This is a genomic window from Dickeya sp. NCPPB 3274, from assembly GCF_000406205.1.
In the GTDB taxonomy this organism is placed as follows: domain Bacteria; phylum Pseudomonadota; class Gammaproteobacteria; order Enterobacterales; family Enterobacteriaceae; genus Dickeya; species Dickeya fangzhongdai.
The window spans coordinates 4,526,395-4,547,869 of sequence record NZ_CM001979.1; the positions used below are offsets into that span (position 1 = coordinate 4,526,395).

The window sequence follows — 21,475 nt, forward strand, 5'->3', positions numbered from 1 at the left end:
CAGCGTGGAAATACGGCGAAATGCGGGAGAGAAGAAGCGGGCGTCAGCAACAAGGTCAACCGGCGAGCCATCCAGAGCGCCAGTGACCGATTTCACAGTTCACTCCAAACCAAAATCATGAGCATGGCTAAACAGTCATTCCCCCTTCCGTTATGAGAACACGTTAGCGTGAGCCTGCTCAAAACTATTAAAAGATCTCTTCGATCCAGATAATGAAATGGCATTTCAATTATTGAATTGTGCGATTTTTACACTAAAAATGAGTCTGGCGGCCGTCATACTTTGATTTTTCTTACCAGTGTATGCCGACTCCACCCTCAATACGGGCGAAGGGAATAACACATGCCCACAACATATTTATGGTTTAGAGAAAAGGAACACACGCTATGAAATCACTCATTACCCCGATTACCGCTGGACTGCTGCTGGCACTCAGTCAACCATTGCTGGCCGCCACCGACACCGGCGGTTACGCCGTTACAGCAGGCGGCAACACGACAGGCGCCGTCAGCAAAACGGCGACGTCGATGCAGGATATCGTCGATATCATCGCCGCGGCCCGTCTGGATGCTAACGGCAAAAAGGTGAAAGGCGGCGCGTACCCGCTGGTCATCACTTATACCGGTAACGAAGATTCGCTGATCAACGCCGCTGCCGCCAATATCTGCGGCCAGTGGAGCAAAGACGCCCGCGGTGTGGAAATCAAGGAGTTCACCAAAGGCATCACTATCATCGGCGCCAACGGCTCTTCCGCCAACTTCGGTATCTGGATTAAGAAATCCTCCGACGTGGTGGTGCAAAACATGCGTATCGGCTACCTGCCGGGCGGGGCCAAAGATGGCGACATGATCCGCGTTGACGATTCGCCGAACGTCTGGGTTGACCACAACGAGCTGTTCGCCGCCAACCATGAATGCGACGGCACGCCGGACGGCGACACCACCTTTGAGTCTGCGGTAGATATCAAGGGAGCGTCGGATTATGTCACCGTGTCCTACAACTACATCCACGGCGTGAAGAAAGTCGGTCTGGACGGTTCCAGCAGCAGCGACACCGGCCGCAACATCACCTATCACCATAACCGCTACAACGACGTCAACGCCCGCCTGCCGTTGCAGCGCGGCGGCCTGGTACACGCTTACAACAACCTGTACAGCAACGTAACCAGTTCCGGCCTGAACGTGCGCCAGAACGGTCAGGCGCTGATCGAAAGCAACTGGTTCGAAAACGCGGTGAACCCGGTGACGTCCCGTTATGACGGTAAGAACTTCGGCACCTGGGTGTTGAAAAACAACAACATCACCAAACCGGCCGACTTCGCTACCTACAGCATCACCTGGACGGCAGACACCAAGGCTTACGTCAACGCGGATAGCTGGACCTCCACCGGTACGTTCCCGACGGTGACCTACAGCTACAGCCCGGTCAGCGCACAGTGCGTGAAGGACAAACTGGCTAACTACGCCGGCGTGAGCAAAAACCTGGCGACGCTGACCAGCGCAGCCTGTAAATAATCCGACCGCGAAGGCCGGGCATGAAAAACGCCCGGCTGACGCCCATCACCGAGCGGGCCACACGCCCGCTCTTTTTCTTCTTCTTCGACTCGCAGACAGGCCGCTATCACACCTCGTCACCATGACTCCGATGCGGAATGCTACCGGCTATGCGAGTTGCCTTATGCCGCTTTTCACGCTAATTTGATAATTAACCATCTTTTAATTATCAAACGTTATAACTAAGTGGTCAGAACTCCGTCCGCCAAAAGTGACGCCTGTCAAAGTTTGCAAAAACATAATCACCACTAATAATGAACCGCTGTTCCAACTATTGAAATGTCCCCCTTTTGAGCTAAAACTGAGCACGGGTTGATTCGTGCGATTCGGTTTACTTATCTATCTCCTAAATAATTCGGGTTGCAGGCAGACGGCAACCGGCGAATCCCAGCGACAGAAACAAATGACTGGGGTGAGCGAGGGTCGTCAGCGCGTTCGTAACCTGAAACATGACCGGGATACCCCTGCCGCACCAACCCATAAAGGGCATGTGGAACGATAAATGCCCATCTCACATTTTTCAAAAACAGGAATACTACTCATGAAATCATTCATTGCCCCGATTGCCGCCGGTCTGCTGCTGGCCTTCAGTCAATCCAGTCTGGCTGCGACGGGCGGTTACGCCACCACTTCCGGGGGCGACGTGACAGGGGCTGTCAGCAAAACGGCAGCATCCATGCAGGACATCATCGATATCATCGATGCCGCCAAAGTCGATTCCAAAGGCAAAAAGGTGAAAGGCGGCGCGTACCCGCTGGTCATCACCTATACCGGTAACGAAGATTCGCTGATCAACGCCGCTGCCGCCAATATCTGCGGCCAGTGGAGCAAAGACGCCCGCGGCGTGGAAATCAAAGACTTCACCAAAGGCATCACCATCATCGGCGCCAACGGCTCTTCCGCCAACTTCGGTTTCTGGATCGTGAACTCCTCCGACGTAGTCGTACGCAACATGCGTATCGGCTACCTGCCGGGCGGCGCTCAGGACGGCGATATGTTCCGTATCGACAACTCGCCGAACGTCTGGCTGGACCACAACGAACTGTTTGCCGCCAACCACGAGTGTGATGGCACCAAAGACGGCGACACCACGTTCGAATCCGCCTTCGACATCAAGAAGGGCGCTACTTACGTCACCATTTCCTACAACTACATCCACGGCGTGAAGAAAGTGGGTCTGGCAGGGTTCAGCGCCTCTGACAGCGCCGAACGCAACATCACTTACCACCACAACATCTACAATGACGTCAACGCTCGTCTGCCGTTGCAGCGCGGCGGCAACGTACACGCCTACAACAACCTGTACACCAACATCACCAGCTCCGGTCTGAACGTACGTCAGAACGGCAAGGCGCTGATCGAAAGCAACTGGTTCGAAAACGCGGTGAACCCGGTGACCTCTCGTTACGACGGCAGCAATTTCGGCACCTGGGTGCTGAAAAACAACAACATCGCCAAACCAGCTGATTTCGCTACCTACAACATCACCTGGACCGCAGATACCAAAGCTTATAAAAACGCAGACAGCTGGACCTCCACCGGCACTTACCCGACTGTGACCTACAGCTACAGCCCGGTCAGCGCACAGTGCGTGAAGGACAAACTGGCTAACTACGCTGGTGTCGGTAAAAACCTGGCCGAGCTGACCAGCTCAGCCTGTAAATAATCGGTTCCCATCAGCCACGCTGATGCACGGAACCCCATCCGCCCGGCAAGCCCGGGCGGATAGCGGAGCCACTATGGAGCGGGGGAGCGACATTCGCTCGCCCGCTTTTTTTATCTAGCCGTGTCCCCCATCAGACAGGACACGGCCTGGCATACGGAGCAAGCCATTATGAAACATACCCTTCTGTTTGCTTTACTGTTCAGCACCAGCGTCCTGACCGTTCAGGCCGCCAGCACCGCCGCCCCCGACCTGAAAGGATTCGGAACCGAGACGGTAGCCGGCAGCGGCGGCAAAATCATCCGCGTGACTACGCTGGCCTCCGGCGGCGCCGGCTCGCTGCGCGAAGCGCTGGCCACCAAAGGCCCGCGCATTATCGTGTTTGAAGTGGGCGGCGTGATCGATCTGGACGAAAAAGACATCCGGCTCGCCGAGCCCTACGTCACCATTGCCGGCCAGACCGCACCGTCACCGGGCATCACGCTGGTCAAGGGCGGCATGATGATCACCACCCATGACGTACTGGTGCAACATATCCGTTTCCGCATCGGCGATAACGGCCACGCCAAGAAGAGCGGCTTTGAAAAAGATGTATCACTCTACGGGCCGAACGCCTACAACGTGGTGGTGGACCACTGTAGCTTTGCCTGGGGCACAGACGAAAACCTGTCGGTTTCCGGGCCGCGTTACGACGGCCAGTCCGGCACGGCTCATAACGTCACCTTCTCCAATAACATCATTGCGGAAGGCCTGTACGACTCCAGCCACTCCAAAGGCATTCACTCGATGGGCACGCTGGTGCACGATAACGTGACCAACGCGGCGATCATCGGCAACCTGTACGCCCACAACAACGAGCGTAACCCCTGGTTCAAGGGCGCGACTACCGGCGTGGTGGTCAACAACCTGATCTACAACCCTGGCATCTGGGGTATTCGTGTCGGTGCGGTGCAGAGCGAATGGGAAGGCCGCTCCCTGCCGGTGAACGCCAAAGTGGCGATCGCCGGTAACGTGATGTATCACGGCGCCAACACCAAGTCCGGTCTGTCGCTGGTCGGCAGCAACACCACCGGCGGCGATGTCTGGATGAGCGACAACCTGGCCTTCGACAAATCAGGCAAGGCCGTGGCGCAAACCTCCGGCACCGGCATCAACCTGTTGAAATCGGCGCCGGTATGGCCCACCGGGCTGACCGCGAGCAGTTCCTCGTCGGTGGTCAATCAGGTGACGCAGCACGCCGGCGCTCGCCCGAAAGATCGCGACGCGGTGGATAAACGCATCGTCAGCGATTTCCAGAAACGCAGCGGCACCTTCGTCAACAGCCAGAGCGAAGTGGGCGGCTACCCGACCGCAGCGGCGACCCAACGTACTCTGACAGTCCCGAGTAGCGGTGTGGACGCCTGGCTGCAGCAAATGGCCAAAGAGCTGGAATAACGCCGGCTTTTATCCGTTCATTGAAATAAAACCTTACCGACGAATGCCAGTCACGCTAAGTGGCTGGCATTTAACATTTTATTGATGGGGCAGCGTTGTCTGATAGCCAAAGAAGTCTCTTTATCAGCCTGCACTGATTAAAGACAGGAAGCGGGCGCTTAGCGCCGGTTGAAATAAAAAATCCCCTTACCGTTCAACGGCAAGGGGACAGCGTTAACCTCTCATCAGGACATGTCAGGTCAGTAAGTGATTATTTCTTAATGATTTTCGCTGACTGAATCACAATCGGTTTGGAAGGCACGTTCTGGTACGGCCCCACATTTTCTGTCTGGACCTGAGAAATCTTGTCAGCCACTTCCATGCCTTTCACTACTTTACCGAATACGGCGTAGCCAAAATCACGCTGGCCGTGATCCAGAAAAGCGTTGTCAGCGACGTTGATGAAAAACTGGCTGGTGGCGCTGTCTTTTTCGCTGGTGCGCGCCATAGAAATGGTGCCGCGCAGGTTACGCAGGCCATTGTCCGCTTCATTCTTGATCGGCGGATTGGTGGATTTCTGCTTCATATCGCTGCCGAAACCGCCGCCCTGCACCATGAATCCCGGAATTACCCGGTGGAAAATGGTGCCGTTGTAAAACCCGCTGTTGACATAATCAACAAAGTTTTTCACGGAAACCGGCGCTTTTTGGTCATCCAGAGCCAGTTCAATGTTACCCGCAGAGGTTGTCAGCAACACATGGGTAGAGGTGGTAGCGGCAAAAGCCGGTGAAAAAGCGGTCAGGGAGAGTACAGTGACTACCGCTGCCAATATACGTTTTGACATGAAGAATTCCTTTTGAGGATCAACGACAGAAAGCGTACCGATTTTAAATAGCCACACCTTTCTGCGCTACCCATTTACCTTTTTTTACGCGATCCCAGCCACCCATTGGCGATAAAAAGAGCACTATTTGTGCTCTTAAACCCCCACATGACACGCGATGGCGACAATCGCGCTCCCCCGGCGCCGGATTCCCGCTGCCGGGGGAGGTAAAAACCGTCAAAAGGAAGACGTGAAACGTCTTATCAGTGCTTGCTCAACGTATGGGCATCAATCCAGTCAAAATTAATGTCCTCGCCCAAACCGGGACGCTGCGACAAATGGACATACCCTTCTTCGTCCATCGGGTCGACCAGCGTATTCAGGTAGGCCGCCGGCTCATCGTAGTTCAGGAACGGATGCAGCAGGCCGCGTTCGTACCAGCGGCAGTTTTTAATCGCCCCCACCACCGCCAGATTCGGCGCGCCGTTGCCGTGAATTTCGCAATCCATGCCGAAGGCTTCCGCCAGATGCGCCACCTTAAGGCACGGCGAAATCCCGCCCACGCCCTGCACCCCGGCGCGCAGAATGTCGCAGGCGCCTTCTTTTACCCAGTCGGCGCGGCTGAAGTGTTTTCCGCCCAGGCTTTCCGGCCCGATGACGTCAATGTCCAGATTCTTGTTCAGCCAGCTGTAGGACGCCATGCTCTGCTCTTCCATCGGCTCTTCGAACCAGGTGAAGTTCAGTTTTTGCAGTTCACGGCCGATATACAGCGCCTCGCTGCGGCTGTACCAGTGGTAGCCGTCCAGCATCAGGCAGATATCCGGCCCCACCGCCTCGCGCACCGCCGCGCAGGCTTTGACGTCCATTTGCGGACTGGGCGCGAACGACACCGGCGGCATCCAGGTATGCAGCTTGATGGCTTTGTAACCGCGCTTCACCAGCTTTTCAGCGAACTGGCCGTACTCTTCCGGCGTGGACAGGCCGCCTGTCAGCTCGTCGCCGCACATGGTGCTGCCGTAGGCCGGCACTTTATCGCGGTAGCCGCCCAGCAGTTTGTACACCGGCAGGTTCAGCGCGCGCCCGGCCAGATCCCACAGCGCCTGCTCGGCGATCGCCAGCGCCCGGTCGGTCAGTTGGTTGGCGCTGCCGCGTTGCCAGTGCACCAGATCCTGCCACAGCCGCTCGCGATCAAACGGATCCTGCCCAATCAACACCTTGCGGAAAAAGCTGTTCACCACATACGGGCGGATCACTTCCGGCGGCGCAAACGCATAGCCTTTGTGGCCGCTGTCGGCGGTGATGGTCAGCATCGCCATACTGGCCTGATGCTCATCGCCCGGATGGGAATGTCCGGCGCTGTCGGAGACGCGACGAGTGGGATAAGTGAAGACGGTGACGTCGATCGATTCAATTTTCACGTTGATTACCTGCCTGAAGGTGAAGCGCCTGCCAGCACGGGCTCTTATAATCATAAGAAGAATGGAGAGAGAATAAAAACACAGTGCTGATTTAATAAAATTGCGTTTTATTTTTATCGATTATTGAGGAAGTCTGCCGTGAGGTCATTAGGCAATTTATAACATTTGTGAAAATTATCCACCCGATGATTATGCAATTGCCCTATTTACAAGTGTCTGTCCATCAGGGCATAAAAAAAGCGCCGTTCCTGATGGGAAACGGCGCTGTCTGAAGCGGTCTGGTGAAAATCAGATTACGGGCGAGCCACGAATCCAACCACGTCATACACCTTGCGCAGCGTTTCCTGCGCGCGGGCGCTGGCTTTCTGCGCGCCGTCACGCATCACCTGCTGCAGGAAGGCTTCATCATCGCGGAAGCGGTGATAACGCTCCTGCAACTCGATCAGCATGCCGGAGACGGCGTCCGCCACCGCGCCTTTCAGGTGACCATACATCTGGCCGTCAAACTCCTGCTCCAGTTCGGGAATGGATTTTCCCGTCACCCCGGAAAGGATATCCAGCAGGTTGGATACGCCGGCCTTGTTTTGCAGGTCGTAGCGCACCACCGGCGGCTCGTCGGAATCCGTTACCGCGCGTTTAATCTTCTTCACTACCGATTTCGGGTCTTCCAGCAGGCCGATGACGTTATTGCGGTTGTCATCCGACTTGGACATTTTCCTGGTCGGCTCCAGCAGCGACATCACTCGCGCGCCGGATTTAGGAATGAACGGCTCCGGAATACGGAACGTTTCGCCGTAAATAGTGTTGAAACGCTGAGCGATATCACGGCTCAGTTCCAGATGCTGTTTCTGGTCTTCCCCGACCGGCACCTGATTAGTCTGGTACAGCAGGATATCGGCCGCCATCAGCACCGGATAATCGAACAGACCCGCGTTGATGTTTTCTTCATAACGGGCGGACTTGTCCTTGAACTGGGTCATGCGGCTCAGTTCGCCGAAATAGGTGTAGCAGTTCAGCAGCCAGCCCAGTTGTGCGTGCTCCGGCACATGCGACTGAACGAAAATCGTGCTCTTCTGCGGGTCGATGCCGCAGGCCAGATAGAGCGCCAGCGTGTCCAGCGTCGCTTTACGCAATTGCTGCGGATCCTGGCGTACGGTGATCGCATGCTGATCCACGATGCAATAGACGCAGTCAAAATCATCCTGCATATTGACCCACTGACGTAACGCACCCATGTAGTTACCAATGGTCAACTCGCCTGACGGCTGTGCGCCGCTAAATACAATGGGCTTACTCATGTCATGCTTCCTGATCGTTTGAAAGGGGTAACCCGGCAAGGGTCAATAAATCTGCAAAGCGATCCAGCACCACGTCAGGGTGGCTCAGGGCGATCGCCTCGCCATAGTTATAACCGTACGTCATGCCGACGCACGGGCATCCGGCGGCCCGCGCCGCCTGTATATCATTGCGCGAATCGCCGACGAACAGCAACTCGTTCGCCCGCAGACCGAGCTTGCCCAGCACCATATACAGCGGTGCCGGATGCGGTTTCTTCTCGGTCACGTCATCGCCGCCCAGAATCAGCGAGAAATCGTTGCCGATCCCCAGCATCTCCAGCAACGGCGCGACAAACGGCGTCGGTTTATTGGTGACTACCGCCATGCGAAAACCGCGGGCGGCCAACTGCGCCAGCGTTTCCTGCACGCCCGGAAACAGCAGGCTACCGCTGTCCACCGTGCGGGCATAATACTTGTCGAACAGCGAACGGGCGTCATGAATCTGCCGTGCCGTCGGTTCCATACCAGCCCAGCGCAATGCGCGCTCTACCAGCACATCGGCGCCGTTGCCAATCCAGGTGGACACCAGCGCTTCGCCCGCGCGAGGCAGCGACAACGCACCCAGTGTCATATCGACCGCTTCGGCCAGCCCCGGCGCACTGTTGATCAGCGTGCCGTCAAGGTCGAACGCCAGCCCGCGAATCGCAGAGAAATCAGTCATGACGTGCCGTCTCCAGTTCCTGTCGCATACGCTCAATCACCGCCCGGTAATCCGGCTGGCCGAAAATCGCCGAACCGGCGACAAACATGTCCGCCCCGGCCGCCGCAATCTGCGCGATGTTCTCGACTTTAACGCCGCCATCCACTTCCAGGCGAATATCGTAGCCGCTTTCATCAATCCGCTTACGTACCTGACGCAGCTTATCCAGCGTGGACGGAATGAAAGACTGACCGCCAAAGCCCGGATTGACGGACATCAGCAGAATGATGTCCAGCTTATCCATCACGTAATCGAGATAACTCAGCGAAGTGGCGGGGTTAAACACCAGACCGGCCTTACAGCCGTGATCCTTGATCAATTGCAGGGTGCGGTCGACATGTTCGGACGCTTCAGGATGAAACGTGATGAAACTGGCGCCGGCTTCGGCAAAATCGGGGATCAGCCGATCCACCGGTTTTACCATCAGATGCACATCCACCGGTGCGGTGATGCCATAGTTGCGCAGAGATTTCAGCACCAGCGGACCGATAGTCAGATTGGGAACATAGTGATTGTCCATCACGTCAAAGTGGACCACATCCGCCCCGGCCGCCAGGGCTTGCGCCGTGTCCTCGCCAAGACGGGCAAAGTCAGCCGACAAAATAGACGGGGCGATTAAAAACGGTTTCATGCGTTTCTCCAAACCATCAAGTCTGCATTTCGCTGCCGGGCGCTATGGATTAATCTCACACCTGCGCAGCCACTCTGTAGGGGAACAACCCTTTACTTCCTCACATCGCCCATCCGCCCGCAGCGCGCTATCACGCTCAGAACGCCGCCTGACAATACAACGCCAGCAACTCATTGACCTTACTGCGGCCCGAAATATTGCGGCTGATGGTGCGACGCGCCTTGACCACATACAACGACGAAGCGTCACGGTACCATTCACGAGTCAGTACCGTATCGTGATTGGAAATCAGTACCGGGATCTGGCTTTGCGACGACAACTGCTGCGCCAGCTGCGCCAGATTCTGTTGGTCCCGATTATTAAAGTTGTTGGTGTGGTACGCCGTAAAATTGGCCGTAGCCGACAGCGGCGCGTAAGGCGGGTCGCAATACACCACCGAGCCTGGGGAGGCGTTAGTCAGCGTCTGCTGATAATGCTCGCACACGAACGTAGCGTTCTGCGCCTTTTCCGCAAACCAGTAAAGCTCTTCTTCCGGAAAATAGGGTTTCTTATAGCGCCCGAACGGCACATTGAACTCGCCACGCATGTTATAGCGGCACAGGCCGTTATAACAATGACGGTTCAGATACAGAAACAGCAGCGCCCGACGATAATCATCGGTACAGAGATTGAACTCCTCTCTCAACCGGTAAAAAACATCCGAGGTATTCACTTCATCGATAAACAGCTCGCGGGCATCACGGATGAAAGCATCGGTTTCGGTTTTGACAATTTTATAGAGATTAATCAGATCGCTGTTGATATCCGCCAGAATATAGCTGTCGTAGTCAGTATTGAGAAATACGGAACCCGCGCCCACGAAAGGCTCGATTAATCGCTCTCCCGCTGGCAGATATCGGCGAATCTCTTCCACCAGCGGATACTTCCCACCGGCCCATTTTAAGAACGCGCGGTTTTTCTTCATGCCGTCGTTAATTACTCACACAGTTCAGAGCCACGGATTGTACTCTGTTTAGACAGCACATCAGGGCCAATTGGTCTTACTTGGTCAAGTCCTGCTTCACCTGACGGATCGGCCTGACCCATGGTTTTTTCGCCTGAACATCAGCAGGCAAGGACGCAATGGCGCGTTTGGCATCCTCCGGCGAGGCGTAAACACCATTCACCAGAACATACCAGGGCCGCCCGTCACGTTTCGTTTCATATACCCAGTAATTCGCCAGCCGCTGTTCCCGGGCATACGCTTTGAGGGAATCCTCGCGGGAGGCGCTACTGAGTTGCAAAGTAAAGTGGCCGGCCGGGGCACTCTGGATAGACGTACCGCTCTGGCTTCCGGCTGACGTCGCCGGTTTGGCCGCCGCTGCCGGTTTGCTGGCCGGTGCGGGCGTCAAGGCCGTCGTGGGTGCCCGATGCGCATTCGCAGCAGGTTTGGCGCTCTCTTTCGCCTCAGCGGCGGTTTTATGAGATGCCGACGAGGGCTGTTTTTCCGCCTGAACATGGGAAGGCGATTTCTCCACAGGCTGAACACGTCCGCCTTTGGTTGTCGGCGCCAACACGGTCGCCGGTTCGGTCGGCAGCCCGGAAGACAGCGCGTTCACCCGGTCCTGTTGCTGGGGCTGAGACAGCGCATCGGTAATATTGCCAGGCAATTCAATACGCTGCTGGTTGCTATTCTGCGAAGGCAACGGCGCCTGCGTGGGCGTACCGGAAACAGGTTGACCGCTCAACGTCTGCGCAGAACCTGCGCCCGCACTCTGGGCGGCGACCGGTGCCGGAGAAGATAGTTGAGATGCCACCGGTGGCGTCGTTCCCGATTCCTGACTGGAAGACATGGACGATGACAGATCGATATTCCTGTCAGAGCCTGCTGGTTGCGACGGAGCCGAAGACTTATTCTGGCTGGGAGATTGCAGAGCAGAACCAATGCCGATGATCAGCAGCACCAGTACCACAATACCGATACCAATCATGGTGTGTTGTCTGGATAGCGAGACACTGGGGGCAGAGAAGCCTTTGCTTCGTCTCTGCTGGCGCGCAGGGCGTCGATCGCTGGTATCCGGCTTCAATTCTTCTTCCGGATTGAACTCATCCATTTATACCCTCCAACTGAAAGGCTAGCTTCCGCGGACATCTGACACTGCGAAAGTCTAAATCATAAGGCATTGTATTTTAAACGTAAACTACCGCGACTCCAGCTGCTGGCTATTCAGCCAGTCAGAGGATGCGTTCAGGGAAGGCAATCGGCAATGGATGCCAGCACCAGTTCGTGCGATACGCCAGCCCGGACTTCCGACTGACCTATCGCCGTGGGCAGAACCAGACGCAGTTCCCCCGCCAGAACCTTCTTGTCCCGCATCATGTGCGGCAGATACGCTTGCGGAGCCATTTCACGCGGCCCGGTGACAGGCAATCCGGCCCGCAGCAACAGCGCCCTGATGCGCTCGACATCGTCAGCGCTAAACTGCCCGAGACGGCGTGCGGCCTCGGCCGCCATGACCATGCCCGCCGCTACGGCTTCGCCATGCAGCCAGTTGCCGTAACCCATTTCCGCTTCAATGGCATGTCCATAAGTGTGGCCCAAATTCAGCAAGGCGCGCAGTCCGGATTCACGTTCATCCGCCGCTACCACTTCCGCCTTCAGTTCGCAACAACGGCGGATACAGTAAGCCAGCGGTTCATCCTGCAGGCTGCGCACAGCGTCAATATGCTCTTCCAGCCATTCGAAAAACGCGCGATCAAGGATGATGCCATACTTGATCACTTCGGCCAGACCGGAAGAGAGCTCACGTGCGGGCAGCGTTTTAAGGCAATCCAGATCGACCACCACCGAAGCAGGCTGGTAGAACGCGCCAATCATATTTTTGCCTAGCGGATGGTTGACGGCGGTTTTCCCGCCGACGGAAGAATCAACCTGCGCCAGCAGCGTAGTCGGAACCTGAATGAAGCGAACGCCGCGCTGATAACAGGCGGCGGCAAAGCCGGTCAGGTCGCCGATAACGCCGCCCCCCAACGCGACCAGCGTGGTGTCGCGCCCATGCGGCCGAGCCAGCAAGGCGGAAAACACCTGTTCCAGCACAGCTAAAGACTTGAACTGTTCGCCATCAGGCAGAATCACCTGATCAACCCGCACGCCGCTTTTCTCCAACAGATCACGCAACGCATCCAGATAAAGCGGCGCCAACGTCTCATTGGTCACCAGCATGACCTGATCGCCAGCCTTCAGCGGCATAAAAGAAGCCGCATCGTTGAAAAGACCGGCGGCGATCGTAATGGGGTAACTGCGTTCCCCGAGGGTTACGGTGACTCTTTCCATGCGCGTTCCATTGATCTGTCAGAAGCCTGCGGTGTGCAGGAGATTACACAAAATCAGTTGCTTTCCAGCATGCTGATGATCTGGTTGGCAACGACCTTGGCGCTTTGTTCATCAGTGCGAATCGTGACATCGGCGATTTCTTCATACAGCGGATTACGCTCTTTCGCCAATGCCTCCAGCACTTCGCGTGGTGGGGTTTCAACCTGAAGCAACGGACGTTTTTTATCTCGCTGAGTACGGGCCAACTGTTTTTCAATGGTGGTTTCCAGATACACCACCACGCCACGTGCGGACAGACGATTGCGGGTTTCGCGTGATTTCACCGAACCGCCGCCTGTTGCCAGTACAATGCCCTGCTTTTCCGTCAATTCATTAATGACTTTCTCTTCGCGATCGCGGAAGCCTTCCTCGCCTTCCACATCAAATACCCAGCCCACATCAGCCCCGGTACGTCGCTCAATTTCTTGATCGGAGTCGAAGAATTCCATATTGAGCTGCTGAGCTAACTGACGGCCAATAGTGCTTTTGCCGGCACCCATAGGCCCAACCAGAAAGATATTGCGTTTCTCTGCCATTTTTTTGGTATTACTAAGAAATTCGTTAATGATAACCCGCCCCGCCATGTAACCTGCGGCGGAACCTAAACTGAAACCTCATGAGCGATAGTGCGAGAATCAGACAAAAAATTATCTCAATACTCAGGGTAGTTTGGCAACCGAATAAAATGCCACACGAATCAGGCAGCGATAAACCGTGCGTTTTATCTATACCCGTCATACTTCAAGTTGCAGGTGCGTTGGCGTTATTACCCGGACATTCATGGGCCGCGCCCTTCCGGGCCGCAGCACGCCGCGTTAAACGCTACTCCCGGCAGCGCTGTTTAAAACGCGAGCGTTTTGCCCTGCAACTTGAATTATTTGGGGTGTGCGCCGCTGATGTAACACCACTTCCGTGCTCAAGCCGCTATCCTTGTATGCTAAAACGCGGGTATCGTCAAACGATGAAAGGCACTATTTTAACAAAGCGGACCCACAAGACAGGCGGCTCTGCTCGTCCGCCTGCCCGCCTTCAGGCCGCCGGAGTGCGTCTGGCCGACTGAATCAGCGTCGGGGTAATAAAGATGACCAGCTCGCGGCGCGTGTGCTGCTGATTACCGCTGCGGAACCATTGCCCTATACCCGGCAACGCGCCCAGCCCCGGAACCTGCCGCTCGCCCTGATTCTTCTGCTGCTGGAAAATGCCGCCCAGCACAATGGTTTCACCATCCTGAACCGTCACCTGTGTCTGGATTTCCTGTTTATCGATCGCCAGTATCTCTCCTCCCTCTCCCTGTTTGATGGCGCGTCCCGGCATATTCTGGCTAATCAACAGATTGAGCGTAATCTGCCCGCCATGCAGAATCCTGGGCGTGACTTCCATTCCCAGCACCGCTTCTTTGAACTCAATCGACGTTGAGCCACTGGCGCCGCTGGACACCTGATACGGAATCTCCGTGCCCTGCTTGATGCTGGCCGTCTGCTGATGTGCGGTAAACAGGCGCGGACTGGCGATGATCTCCACTTCATTTTCCTGTTCCAGCGCCATCAATTCCAGATCCAGCAGCCGCCCGTTCAGCTTCGCCAGATGAAACCCGGCGTTGACGGCGGGCGACTCCACCGGCAGGCTGACGCTGAAATTGTTCATTTGCAGCGCCTGCCCCGTCGTCGCGGCATCGCCCAGCCCCCAGTTGACGCCCAGCGCCTTAAGATGCTCGCTGCTGATGGTCACGATATGCGCCGCCAGTTGCACCTGCGCCAGCGGCTTGTCCAGTTCCCCAATCCAGGGGCGAATTTGCTCCAGCGCTGAAACTACATCCCTCACCAGCAGCGTATTGGTGCGCTTGTCCACCGTTACGCTGCCACGCTCGGTCAGTAAGGTGCCGCGCTGACTCTGCAGACTCGCTACCACGTCGGCGGCTTCCGCGTACTGCAAGGTGACGGACAGATTCTGCAACGGCAGTTGCTGGCGTTGTTTGGCCGCCAGCTCCTCCTGCTGCCGCTGCCGGTCTTTCATATAGGTATCGGGGTAGACCATCATGACGCTGTCCTGCCGCTCAATCGTCAACTGCCCCATGCGCAGAATGATATCAAGCGCCTGCTGCCAGGGAACCTGCTGCAAATTCAGGCTGACGTTGCCCGTCACACCCGGCGCCACCACCAGATTCAGCTGCTGGTGATCGGCCAGCGCCTGCAAGACGCGCTGAACCGGCACGTCATCGAACGCCAGCGAAACCGGCTCGTCGCCGCGGGCTTCGGCTAACACACAGCTAAACAACATCATCAGCCAGATCAGCCAGCCATACCGGGGTAACCGTCCGCCGGGAAAACATCCTGTCTTCATGCGTCATTCCTTTTTGTGATGAAAGGGCGAGCCCAGATGAACCTCCGCCACCCCACAGCGCGCCGTCTCGTCTGCCGGGCGCAACGTGGCGCCAGTGCGATCCAGCCGCGTAATCCGCCAGTCGCCGGGCGGGATAACGTCACCATCGCGGACTCGCAGCCAGCCGCTTGACGTCTGCGCCAGCCATCCGACCCATTGCGATGACGACCCCACCATTCCTTTCAGCCGCCATTCATCCGGTAACGTTCGGTTCCCGCACGATACGTCCAGCCGCGGTTGAAACGGATCGCGCATCGTCTCCGCCCCCGCCATTCCCGGCAGCCAAACGAGCCACAGTACGATGCTTCGCCATTCGCTCATCGCGCCGTCTCCACTGGCTGCGGCAACGACAGCCGCAGTTCGATGCGCAGCCCGGCCGGCGTTTTTCGGATCGTCAGATGATCAATGCGCAGCACCACCGGGAGCGTCCTGAAACGCGTCAGAAAATTCAGGGTCGCGGCATACTCCGCGCTGAAAACCAGCAGCCAGGCAGGCGATGTCGTGCTTATGTCTTCCGTCTGCACCGGACGCCACGTCACCAGATGTACGCCGCTATCTCGTAGCGGCGCTTCCAGCCACGATGCCACGCGATTCGACGACCAGTCCGCCGCCAAGGGCGGCTGGTCAGCCAGCCAGCGCTGAAGCGGGTGCAAGGCTGGCATCCGGGTAATTTTCTCCCGCCACTGCGCCATGACCAGTGCACTGTCCCGATGCTGCTGCTCAAGTTGCAACAGCAACTGCCGTTCTGCCGAAATCCATACCCCGCCGACAATAAGCGCCACCAGTATCACCAGCGCTGATGGCGCCAGTAACAACAGCCACAACGGCGTCGCCAGCCAGCGGGCAGTCATGGGGTAAAGCCACGCCATCATCCGTTGTCTCCCGTCTCAGCCAACGCCTGCCAATACAGGCGCAACGAGAAACTCAGCCTCGTACTATCCTGCGTGTCGCGCTGCGTCTGTTGTACGCTGGCGTGTTCTATCTGCGGTAACGTCGACATCGCCTTCGCCAGAGTAACGATAGCCGAATAGTGATTACCCACTCCGGATATCTGGAGATGCGCGCCGTTATCGCCGATTTCCGTCAGCCAGAGCGAATCGGGCACCAGCGTCGGCAGCTGTTCAAGCAGCGCCTGATAGCGCAGATTCTGCTGCCGTCCTCGTTCCTGCGCCGCCTGCTGCGCCAGTCGCGCTTTCCGCGCCTGCCAGGCATCCCGCGTCTGGCGGTAGAGCTGTTCATACTGCGATTGTTGCGACTGCGTTTGATCAAGGCGCAGCCGCAGTTCCGCCAGTTGTTGCTGCCAGTACCCGCCGACCACGGCCGCCGCGCAACCGATGCCAGACAGCGAGAAACCCAGCGCCAGCAGGCTCAACCGCATACGCCGATATAACAGGCGCTGGCGCCACGCCAGAAGATTAACCGTCAACATGGTGTATCCTCCGGGCGCATCGCCAGACCGCCGGCAATGGCAAAGGCGGCGGGAAACGCCGGCAACGGAGGTTGCTGCCGCTCAAACGCGCTCAGGGGGGACCAGGGGATCAACGTAGCGGGAAGCTGTTGCAGATACTCCGGCGCGGATGCGCTGAGATAGGCCTGAGGAGAAGCGTTATTTTGATAGCAAGTACTTACATACTTCAGTACATCAGCCGGCTTCGCAACGCTATCCGAACGGCTCGACATGTCATCTGAATGAATGTCGTCGGGATAAAAAGTACCGAATGCCAGCGGTTCCCTCAGCGGCGCAGCCCACAGCCAGTGATCGTCAAAGCGGTGCAGCAACAGGCGATCGGTCGCCAGCCCGGCCTGAGCGGCCATGCAACGCAAAGCGCAGGGCGTAATATCCACAGCGTCGGGCTGCAGGCCGGCATCGCGCAGGCAATGCAGCCAGATGTTCAATTCGGTTTGTCGCGCCGCGGTGACCAGCAGCGTATTCGGCGTTTGCGGGTCGGGACGATAATCCAGCGCCAGATCGTCGCCGCTGACCGGCAACGCCTTTGCCGCCATCTTTCCGATATATTCGCCGCGCCGCGGCTCACGCAAACGACGGTCAGGCAGCGCCAGCCGTTGCTGCAGTACCCGCGAGGCGGGAAATCCCAACCGCAATGAAACAAATCGTGGCAATTCCTGCCGCCATTGACGAAGAACCGTACAAAGCGCGGTGGGATGATGTAGACTACCGCCGCTTAATGTTCCGCCCGGCAACGGCAACTGCCACCAGTGGCGCAATTGCCAGCCATGCCTGCGGCGTTGTACGGCCAGAGCACGCATAAAACCGTCCTGGATATCCAGTCCAACCTGCCAGATGGGATAAGCCATGAGTGTTCGATCTCCTTATCGTTTCATAACAGAACAGATACCCGATGGATGTCGAGGTGCAGATAAGGCGGCCACCGACCGGGTGAATCCCCAGGAACTGAACCCGGTAGCGGCAGGGTGACCAATCTGCCGGGCTGATTCGGCCCCGGTTTACAGCGCCCCCAGGCGGGGCGAGGTCCAGAGAAGGGCCGGGTACAGAGGGCGGCCAACGCGTCTGTAACCTGAAAGATGACGGGTATATCCACCTTGCTGGCTTCCCTTTATACTAGCGCCCGTCTGTTTATAAACTATTCAATTGCTACTGAATGGAAAATCTCCGGTGAAGTTCGTAAAGTACCTATTCATCCTTGCAGTGAGTTGCATTCTGCTGGGAGCCGCTTCGCTCTATGGCCTCTATCGCTATATCGAGCCGCAGTTACCCGATGTCGCCACGCTGAAAGACGTTCGCCTGCAGACTCCGATGCAGGTTTACAGCGCCGACGGCGAACTGATCGCCCAGTTTGGCGAAAAGCGTCGTATCCCGCTGAAGCTGGATCAGATTCCCCCCACGCTGGTGAACGCGTTTATCGCCACGGAAGACAGCCGTTTCTTCGAACATCATGGCGTTGACCCGCAGGGGATTATCCGTGCGGCGGTGATCGCTCTGACGTCCGGCCACGCCTCGCAAGGGGCGAGTACCATCACCCAGCAGCTGGCGCGAAACTTCTTTCTGAGCCCCGAGCGCACGCTGTTGCGTAAAATCAAGGAAGTGTTTCTGGCGATTCGCATCGAGCAAACGCTGACCAAAGAAGAAATTCTTGAGCTGTACCTGAACAAGATCTATCTGGGTTACCGCGCCTATGGCGTCGGTGCGGCGGCGCAGGTCTATTTCGGCCGTCCGGTGGACCAGTTGACGCTGGCGCAGATGGCGATGATCGCCGGTCTGCCGAAAGCGCCGTCCACCTTCAACCCGCTCTACTCCTACGATCGCGCCGTCGCTCGCCGCAATGTGGTGCTGTCCCGTATGCTGGACGAAAACTACATTACGCAGACGCAATACGAGCAGGCCCGCAATGAAAAGCTGGTGGCGGATTATCACGCGCCGGAAATCGCCTTCTCCGCGCCTTATCTGGCCGAAATGGTTCGTCAGGAAATGGTGAAGCGTTATGGCGAAGATGCGTATAACGACGGTTATCAGGTCTACACCACCATCACCCGCAAGTTGCAGTTGGCGGCGGAAGACGCGGTGCATAACAACGTCATCGCTTATGACATGCGTCACGGCTACCGTGGGCCGGAGCAGGTGCTGTGGAAAGTCGGCACCCCGGCCCTGACGCAGGATAAAATCGTCGAGGCATTGAAAAAGCTGCCGGTTTACGGGCCACTGTTCCCGGCGGTGGTGATTGACGCCGGCGCCGACAAAGCCCATGCCATGATGGCCAACGGCGACAAAATCGAACTGCCGCTGGCAGGGGTGCGCTGGGCGCGCGCCTACCGTTCGGATGACCAGCAGGGCCCCACGCCGAAACGTGTGACGGACGTGCTGGAGGCCGGCCAGCAAATCTGGGTGCGTAAAGTCGATAACGACTGGTGGCTGGCGCAAGTGCCGGACGTCAACTCCGCGCTGGTGTCGCTCAATCCGAAAGACGGCGCCGTACTGGCGCTGGTAGGGGGTTTCGACTTCAACCAGAGCAAATTCAACCGCGCCACGCAGGCGCTGCGTCAGGTCGGCTCGAACATCAAACCGTTCCTGTATACCGCGGCGATGGACAAAGGGTTGACTCTGGCCACCATTCTCAACGACGCCCCGATTACGCGCTGGGATCCGGGTGCCGGTTCCGACTGGAGCCCGAAAAACTCGCCTCCGGTGTATGACGGCCCGATCCGTCTGCGTCAGGGGTTGGGGCAGTCGAAAAACGTGGTGATGGTACGCGCGATGCGCGCGATGGGCGTGGATTACGCCGCCGATTATCTGGAGCGCTTCGGCTTCCCGGAACAGAACATCGTGCATACCGAATCGCTGGCGCTGGGCTCGGCGTCCTTTACGCCGCTGCAGGTGGTGCGCGGTTACGCGGTGATGACCAACGGCGGTTATCTGGTCGACCCTTACTTCATCACCAAAATCGACAACGCCAGCGGTAGCACCGTATTCACCGCCACCCCGAAAGTGGTGTGCGATACCTGCAATCTGCCGGTGATCTACGGGGATACCCAACGTTCCGCCGTTCTGTCGGACGACAGCATGGAGAACGTGGCGACCTCGCAGGAAAACCCGGTGCAAGCCGCCCCGCAGGCTGACCCGGCCACGCCGTCGGAAGTCGCCAGACAAGCGGCGACGCAGCCTTATGCGCCGCATGTCATCAGCACGCCGCTGTCTTTCCTGATCAAGGATGCGCTGAACAGTAATGTGTTCGGCGAACCGGGCTGGATGGGAACGGGTTGGCGCGCGGGCAAGGTGTTGCAACGCCGCGATATCGGCGGTAAAACCGGTACCACCAACAACTCGAAAGATGCCTGGTTCTCGGGTTATGGCCCCAATATCGTCGCTTCCGTGTGGATTGGTTTTGACGATCACCGCCGTGACCTTGGCCGGTCATCGGCATCCGGCGTGATTCGCGACCAGATTTCCGGTTACGAAGGCGGCGCGAAGACTGCAGAACCTGCCTGGGATGACTTCATGAAGGTGGCGCTGGCGGGCGTACCGGAACAGAAAACCCCGCCGCCGCCAGGCATCGTGACCGTAACCATCGATCGCAGCAGCGGCAAGCTGTCGGATGGCGGCGCGAACAGCCGTCAGGAATACTTCATTGATGGCACGCAGCCGACCGAACGGGCAGTGCATGACGCCGGCACCACGCTGTTCAATACCAGCAGCGGTCAGGCGGAAGAGCTGTTCTGATCCCGGCGGCGATAGGTTTCTGATTGAGATAGTTTTCTAATTAAAATAGTAAAAAGGCGCGAATATCGCGCCTTTTTCTTTGGTTATCGGTCGTTCTGACAGGTCGCTGTCGGTTATTGCCGGCCCAGCCACTGTTGCGCCAGAAACAGCGCGCTGACGTTGCGCGCTTCGCGAAAATCCGGCTCTTTCAGCAGCGACATCATGTCCGCCAGCGGCCAGCGCACCAGTTGCAGCGGTTCCGGTTCGTCGCCCTGCAGGCGTTGCGGGTACAAGCCGTTCGCCACCACCACATTCATACTGCTGGAAAAATAGGACGGCGCCATCGTCAGGGTGGATAACAATTCAAACTGCTCCGCGCCAAACCCGGCCTCTTCCATCAGTTCACGGTTAGCCGCTTCAAACACCGTCTCACCCGGGTCTATCAGCCCCTTGGGAAACCCCAGTTCATACTGCTCAATCCCTACCGCGTACTCACGAATCAACAGCAACTCGTCGCCGCTCACCGGTACAATCATCACCGCTTCGCGGCCCGATGGACGCATACGCTCGTAAACGCGGCGCTCGCCGTTGCTAAATTCCAAATCAACGGATTCCACATTGAACAGACGTGAACGGGCTACGGTCTCAACCTTGAGGATTTTGGGTTTTTGCAGGTTATTATTCATCGTGGCCTCTATAAGGAAACATCAACAGGCTTTCCCTGTTCAGGCCAATGGTCGGCACGGAACAAAAAACCGGTAGAGCCACAGTTTCCTACAGAATATTCAGTGAGTCACATTGTGCGTTAACATTAACAGTTGCTGCAACTCTATCATGGCGACTTTACATATTAGCAACACCGCATACACATTAATTTTTTTTATACAAAAATCATGGCGTGCGCATGGCCGGTTATTGATGACTCATCAGAAAAAATTCAGACTTTCCTCATTTCGGCATTATCTCCCGCTTGCTAACATACGCTGTTAAACAACTAATAGTCGGTTAATTCAGTCATTAACCATGCGACGTG

General features: G+C 57.0%; 19 protein-coding genes. 4 read left to right on the forward strand and 15 right to left on the reverse strand.

The window, feature by feature from the left end; all coding sequences use genetic code 11:
• Positions 1-386: 386 nt before the first annotated feature.
• From pelC to pelZ, 3 genes are all read left to right on the forward strand, one after another.
• Positions 387-1,514 (forward strand): pectate lyase PelC, encoded by a 1,128-nt coding sequence (gene pelC, locus DXX3274_RS20250; protein WP_042861342.1) that lies wholly within the window; start codon positions 387-389, stop codon positions 1,512-1,514.
• Between the two features lie 580 nt (positions 1,515-2,094).
• Positions 2,095-3,219, forward strand: coding sequence for a pectate lyase PelB (pelB, locus tag DXX3274_RS20255; RefSeq protein ID WP_042861343.1), 1,125 nt, complete (start codon positions 2,095-2,097; stop codon positions 3,217-3,219).
• Between the two features lie 168 nt (positions 3,220-3,387).
• The gene (gene pelZ, locus DXX3274_RS20260; protein WP_042861344.1) at positions 3,388-4,650 is read left to right on the forward strand and encodes a pectate lyase PelZ; all 1,263 of its coding nucleotides are present in this window, start codon (positions 3,388-3,390) and stop codon (positions 4,648-4,650) included.
• 250 nt (positions 4,651-4,900) lie between these two features.
• On the opposite strand, the gene ppiA is transcribed toward pelZ, so the two are convergent.
• The 14 genes from ppiA to pilM all read right to left on the reverse strand — a co-directional run bounded on the left by ppiA (position 4,901) and on the right by pilM (position 17,585).
• Positions 4,901-5,473, reverse strand: a complete 573-nt coding sequence (gene ppiA, locus DXX3274_RS20265; protein ID WP_042861346.1) for a peptidylprolyl isomerase A — start codon at positions 5,471-5,473, stop codon at positions 4,901-4,903.
• 242 nt (positions 5,474-5,715) lie between these two features.
• Positions 5,716-6,870, reverse strand: coding sequence for a mandelate racemase family protein (locus DXX3274_RS20270; protein WP_042861347.1), 1,155 nt, complete (start codon positions 6,868-6,870; stop codon positions 5,716-5,718).
• A 293-nt stretch (positions 6,871-7,163) separates the two neighbouring features.
• Positions 7,164-8,168 carry a tryptophan--tRNA ligase gene (gene trpS, locus DXX3274_RS20275; protein WP_042861348.1) on the reverse strand — a complete coding sequence of 335 codons (1,005 nt, stop codon included), beginning with the start codon at positions 8,166-8,168 and terminating at the stop codon, positions 7,164-7,166.
• A gap of 1 nt (position 8,169) precedes the next feature.
• Positions 8,170-8,868, reverse strand: a complete 699-nt coding sequence (locus DXX3274_RS20280; protein WP_042861349.1) for a phosphoglycolate phosphatase — start codon at positions 8,866-8,868, stop codon at positions 8,170-8,172.
• Positions 8,861-9,538, reverse strand: coding sequence for a ribulose-phosphate 3-epimerase (gene rpe, locus DXX3274_RS20285; protein WP_042861350.1), 678 nt, complete (start codon positions 9,536-9,538; stop codon positions 8,861-8,863). Before rpe ends, DXX3274_RS20280 begins: the two co-directional genes overlap by 8 nt.
• A gap of 136 nt (positions 9,539-9,674) precedes the next feature.
• A complete protein-coding gene (dam, locus tag DXX3274_RS20290) occupies positions 9,675-10,502 on the reverse strand; it encodes an adenine-specific DNA-methyltransferase (RefSeq protein ID WP_038664929.1) in 828 nt (275 codons plus the stop codon).
• Between the two features lie 76 nt (positions 10,503-10,578).
• Positions 10,579-11,631 carry an SPOR domain-containing protein gene (locus DXX3274_RS20295; RefSeq protein ID WP_042861352.1) on the reverse strand — a complete coding sequence of 351 codons (1,053 nt, stop codon included), beginning with the start codon at positions 11,629-11,631 and terminating at the stop codon, positions 10,579-10,581.
• A 134-nt stretch (positions 11,632-11,765) separates the two neighbouring features.
• The gene (gene aroB / locus DXX3274_RS20300) at positions 11,766-12,851 is read right to left on the reverse strand and encodes a 3-dehydroquinate synthase (RefSeq protein ID WP_042861353.1); all 1,086 of its coding nucleotides are present in this window, start codon (positions 12,849-12,851) and stop codon (positions 11,766-11,768) included.
• Between the two features lie 53 nt (positions 12,852-12,904).
• Positions 12,905-13,426, reverse strand: a complete 522-nt coding sequence (gene aroK / locus DXX3274_RS20305; RefSeq protein WP_038669202.1) for a shikimate kinase AroK — start codon at positions 13,424-13,426, stop codon at positions 12,905-12,907.
• 493 nt (positions 13,427-13,919) lie between these two features.
• Positions 13,920-15,230 carry a DNA uptake porin HofQ gene (hofQ, locus tag DXX3274_RS20310; protein ID WP_050569912.1) on the reverse strand — a complete coding sequence of 437 codons (1,311 nt, stop codon included), beginning with the start codon at positions 15,228-15,230 and terminating at the stop codon, positions 13,920-13,922.
• A 3-nt stretch (positions 15,231-15,233) separates the two neighbouring features.
• On the reverse strand, positions 15,234-15,590 hold the full coding sequence (locus tag DXX3274_RS20315) for a HofP DNA utilization family protein (protein WP_042861355.1): 357 nt from the start codon (positions 15,588-15,590) through the stop codon (positions 15,234-15,236).
• A complete protein-coding gene (locus DXX3274_RS20320; RefSeq protein ID WP_238556065.1) occupies positions 15,587-16,141 on the reverse strand; it encodes a hypothetical protein in 555 nt (184 codons plus the stop codon). Before DXX3274_RS20320 ends, DXX3274_RS20315 begins: the two co-directional genes overlap by 4 nt.
• Positions 16,138-16,698, reverse strand: a complete 561-nt coding sequence (locus tag DXX3274_RS20325; RefSeq protein ID WP_042861356.1) for a PilN domain-containing protein — start codon at positions 16,696-16,698, stop codon at positions 16,138-16,140. Before DXX3274_RS20325 ends, DXX3274_RS20320 begins: the two co-directional genes overlap by 4 nt.
• Complete coding sequence (pilM, locus tag DXX3274_RS20330) at positions 16,692-17,585, reverse strand: type IV pilus biogenesis protein PilM (protein WP_042861357.1); 894 nt, start codon at positions 17,583-17,585, stop codon at positions 16,692-16,694. Before pilM ends, DXX3274_RS20325 begins: the two co-directional genes overlap by 7 nt.
• Positions 17,586-17,904: 319 nt before the next feature.
• Here pilM and mrcA point away from each other — a divergent pair, with 319 nt between their 5' ends.
• A complete protein-coding gene (mrcA, locus tag DXX3274_RS20335) occupies positions 17,905-20,463 on the forward strand; it encodes a peptidoglycan glycosyltransferase/peptidoglycan DD-transpeptidase MrcA (RefSeq protein ID WP_042861359.1) in 2,559 nt (852 codons plus the stop codon).
• Between the two features lie 113 nt (positions 20,464-20,576).
• Here mrcA and nudE read toward each other — a convergent pair whose 3' ends face one another.
• Positions 20,577-21,128 carry an ADP compounds hydrolase NudE gene (gene nudE / locus DXX3274_RS20340; protein WP_042861360.1) on the reverse strand — a complete coding sequence of 184 codons (552 nt, stop codon included), beginning with the start codon at positions 21,126-21,128 and terminating at the stop codon, positions 20,577-20,579.
• Positions 21,129-21,475: the final 347 nt, after the last annotated feature.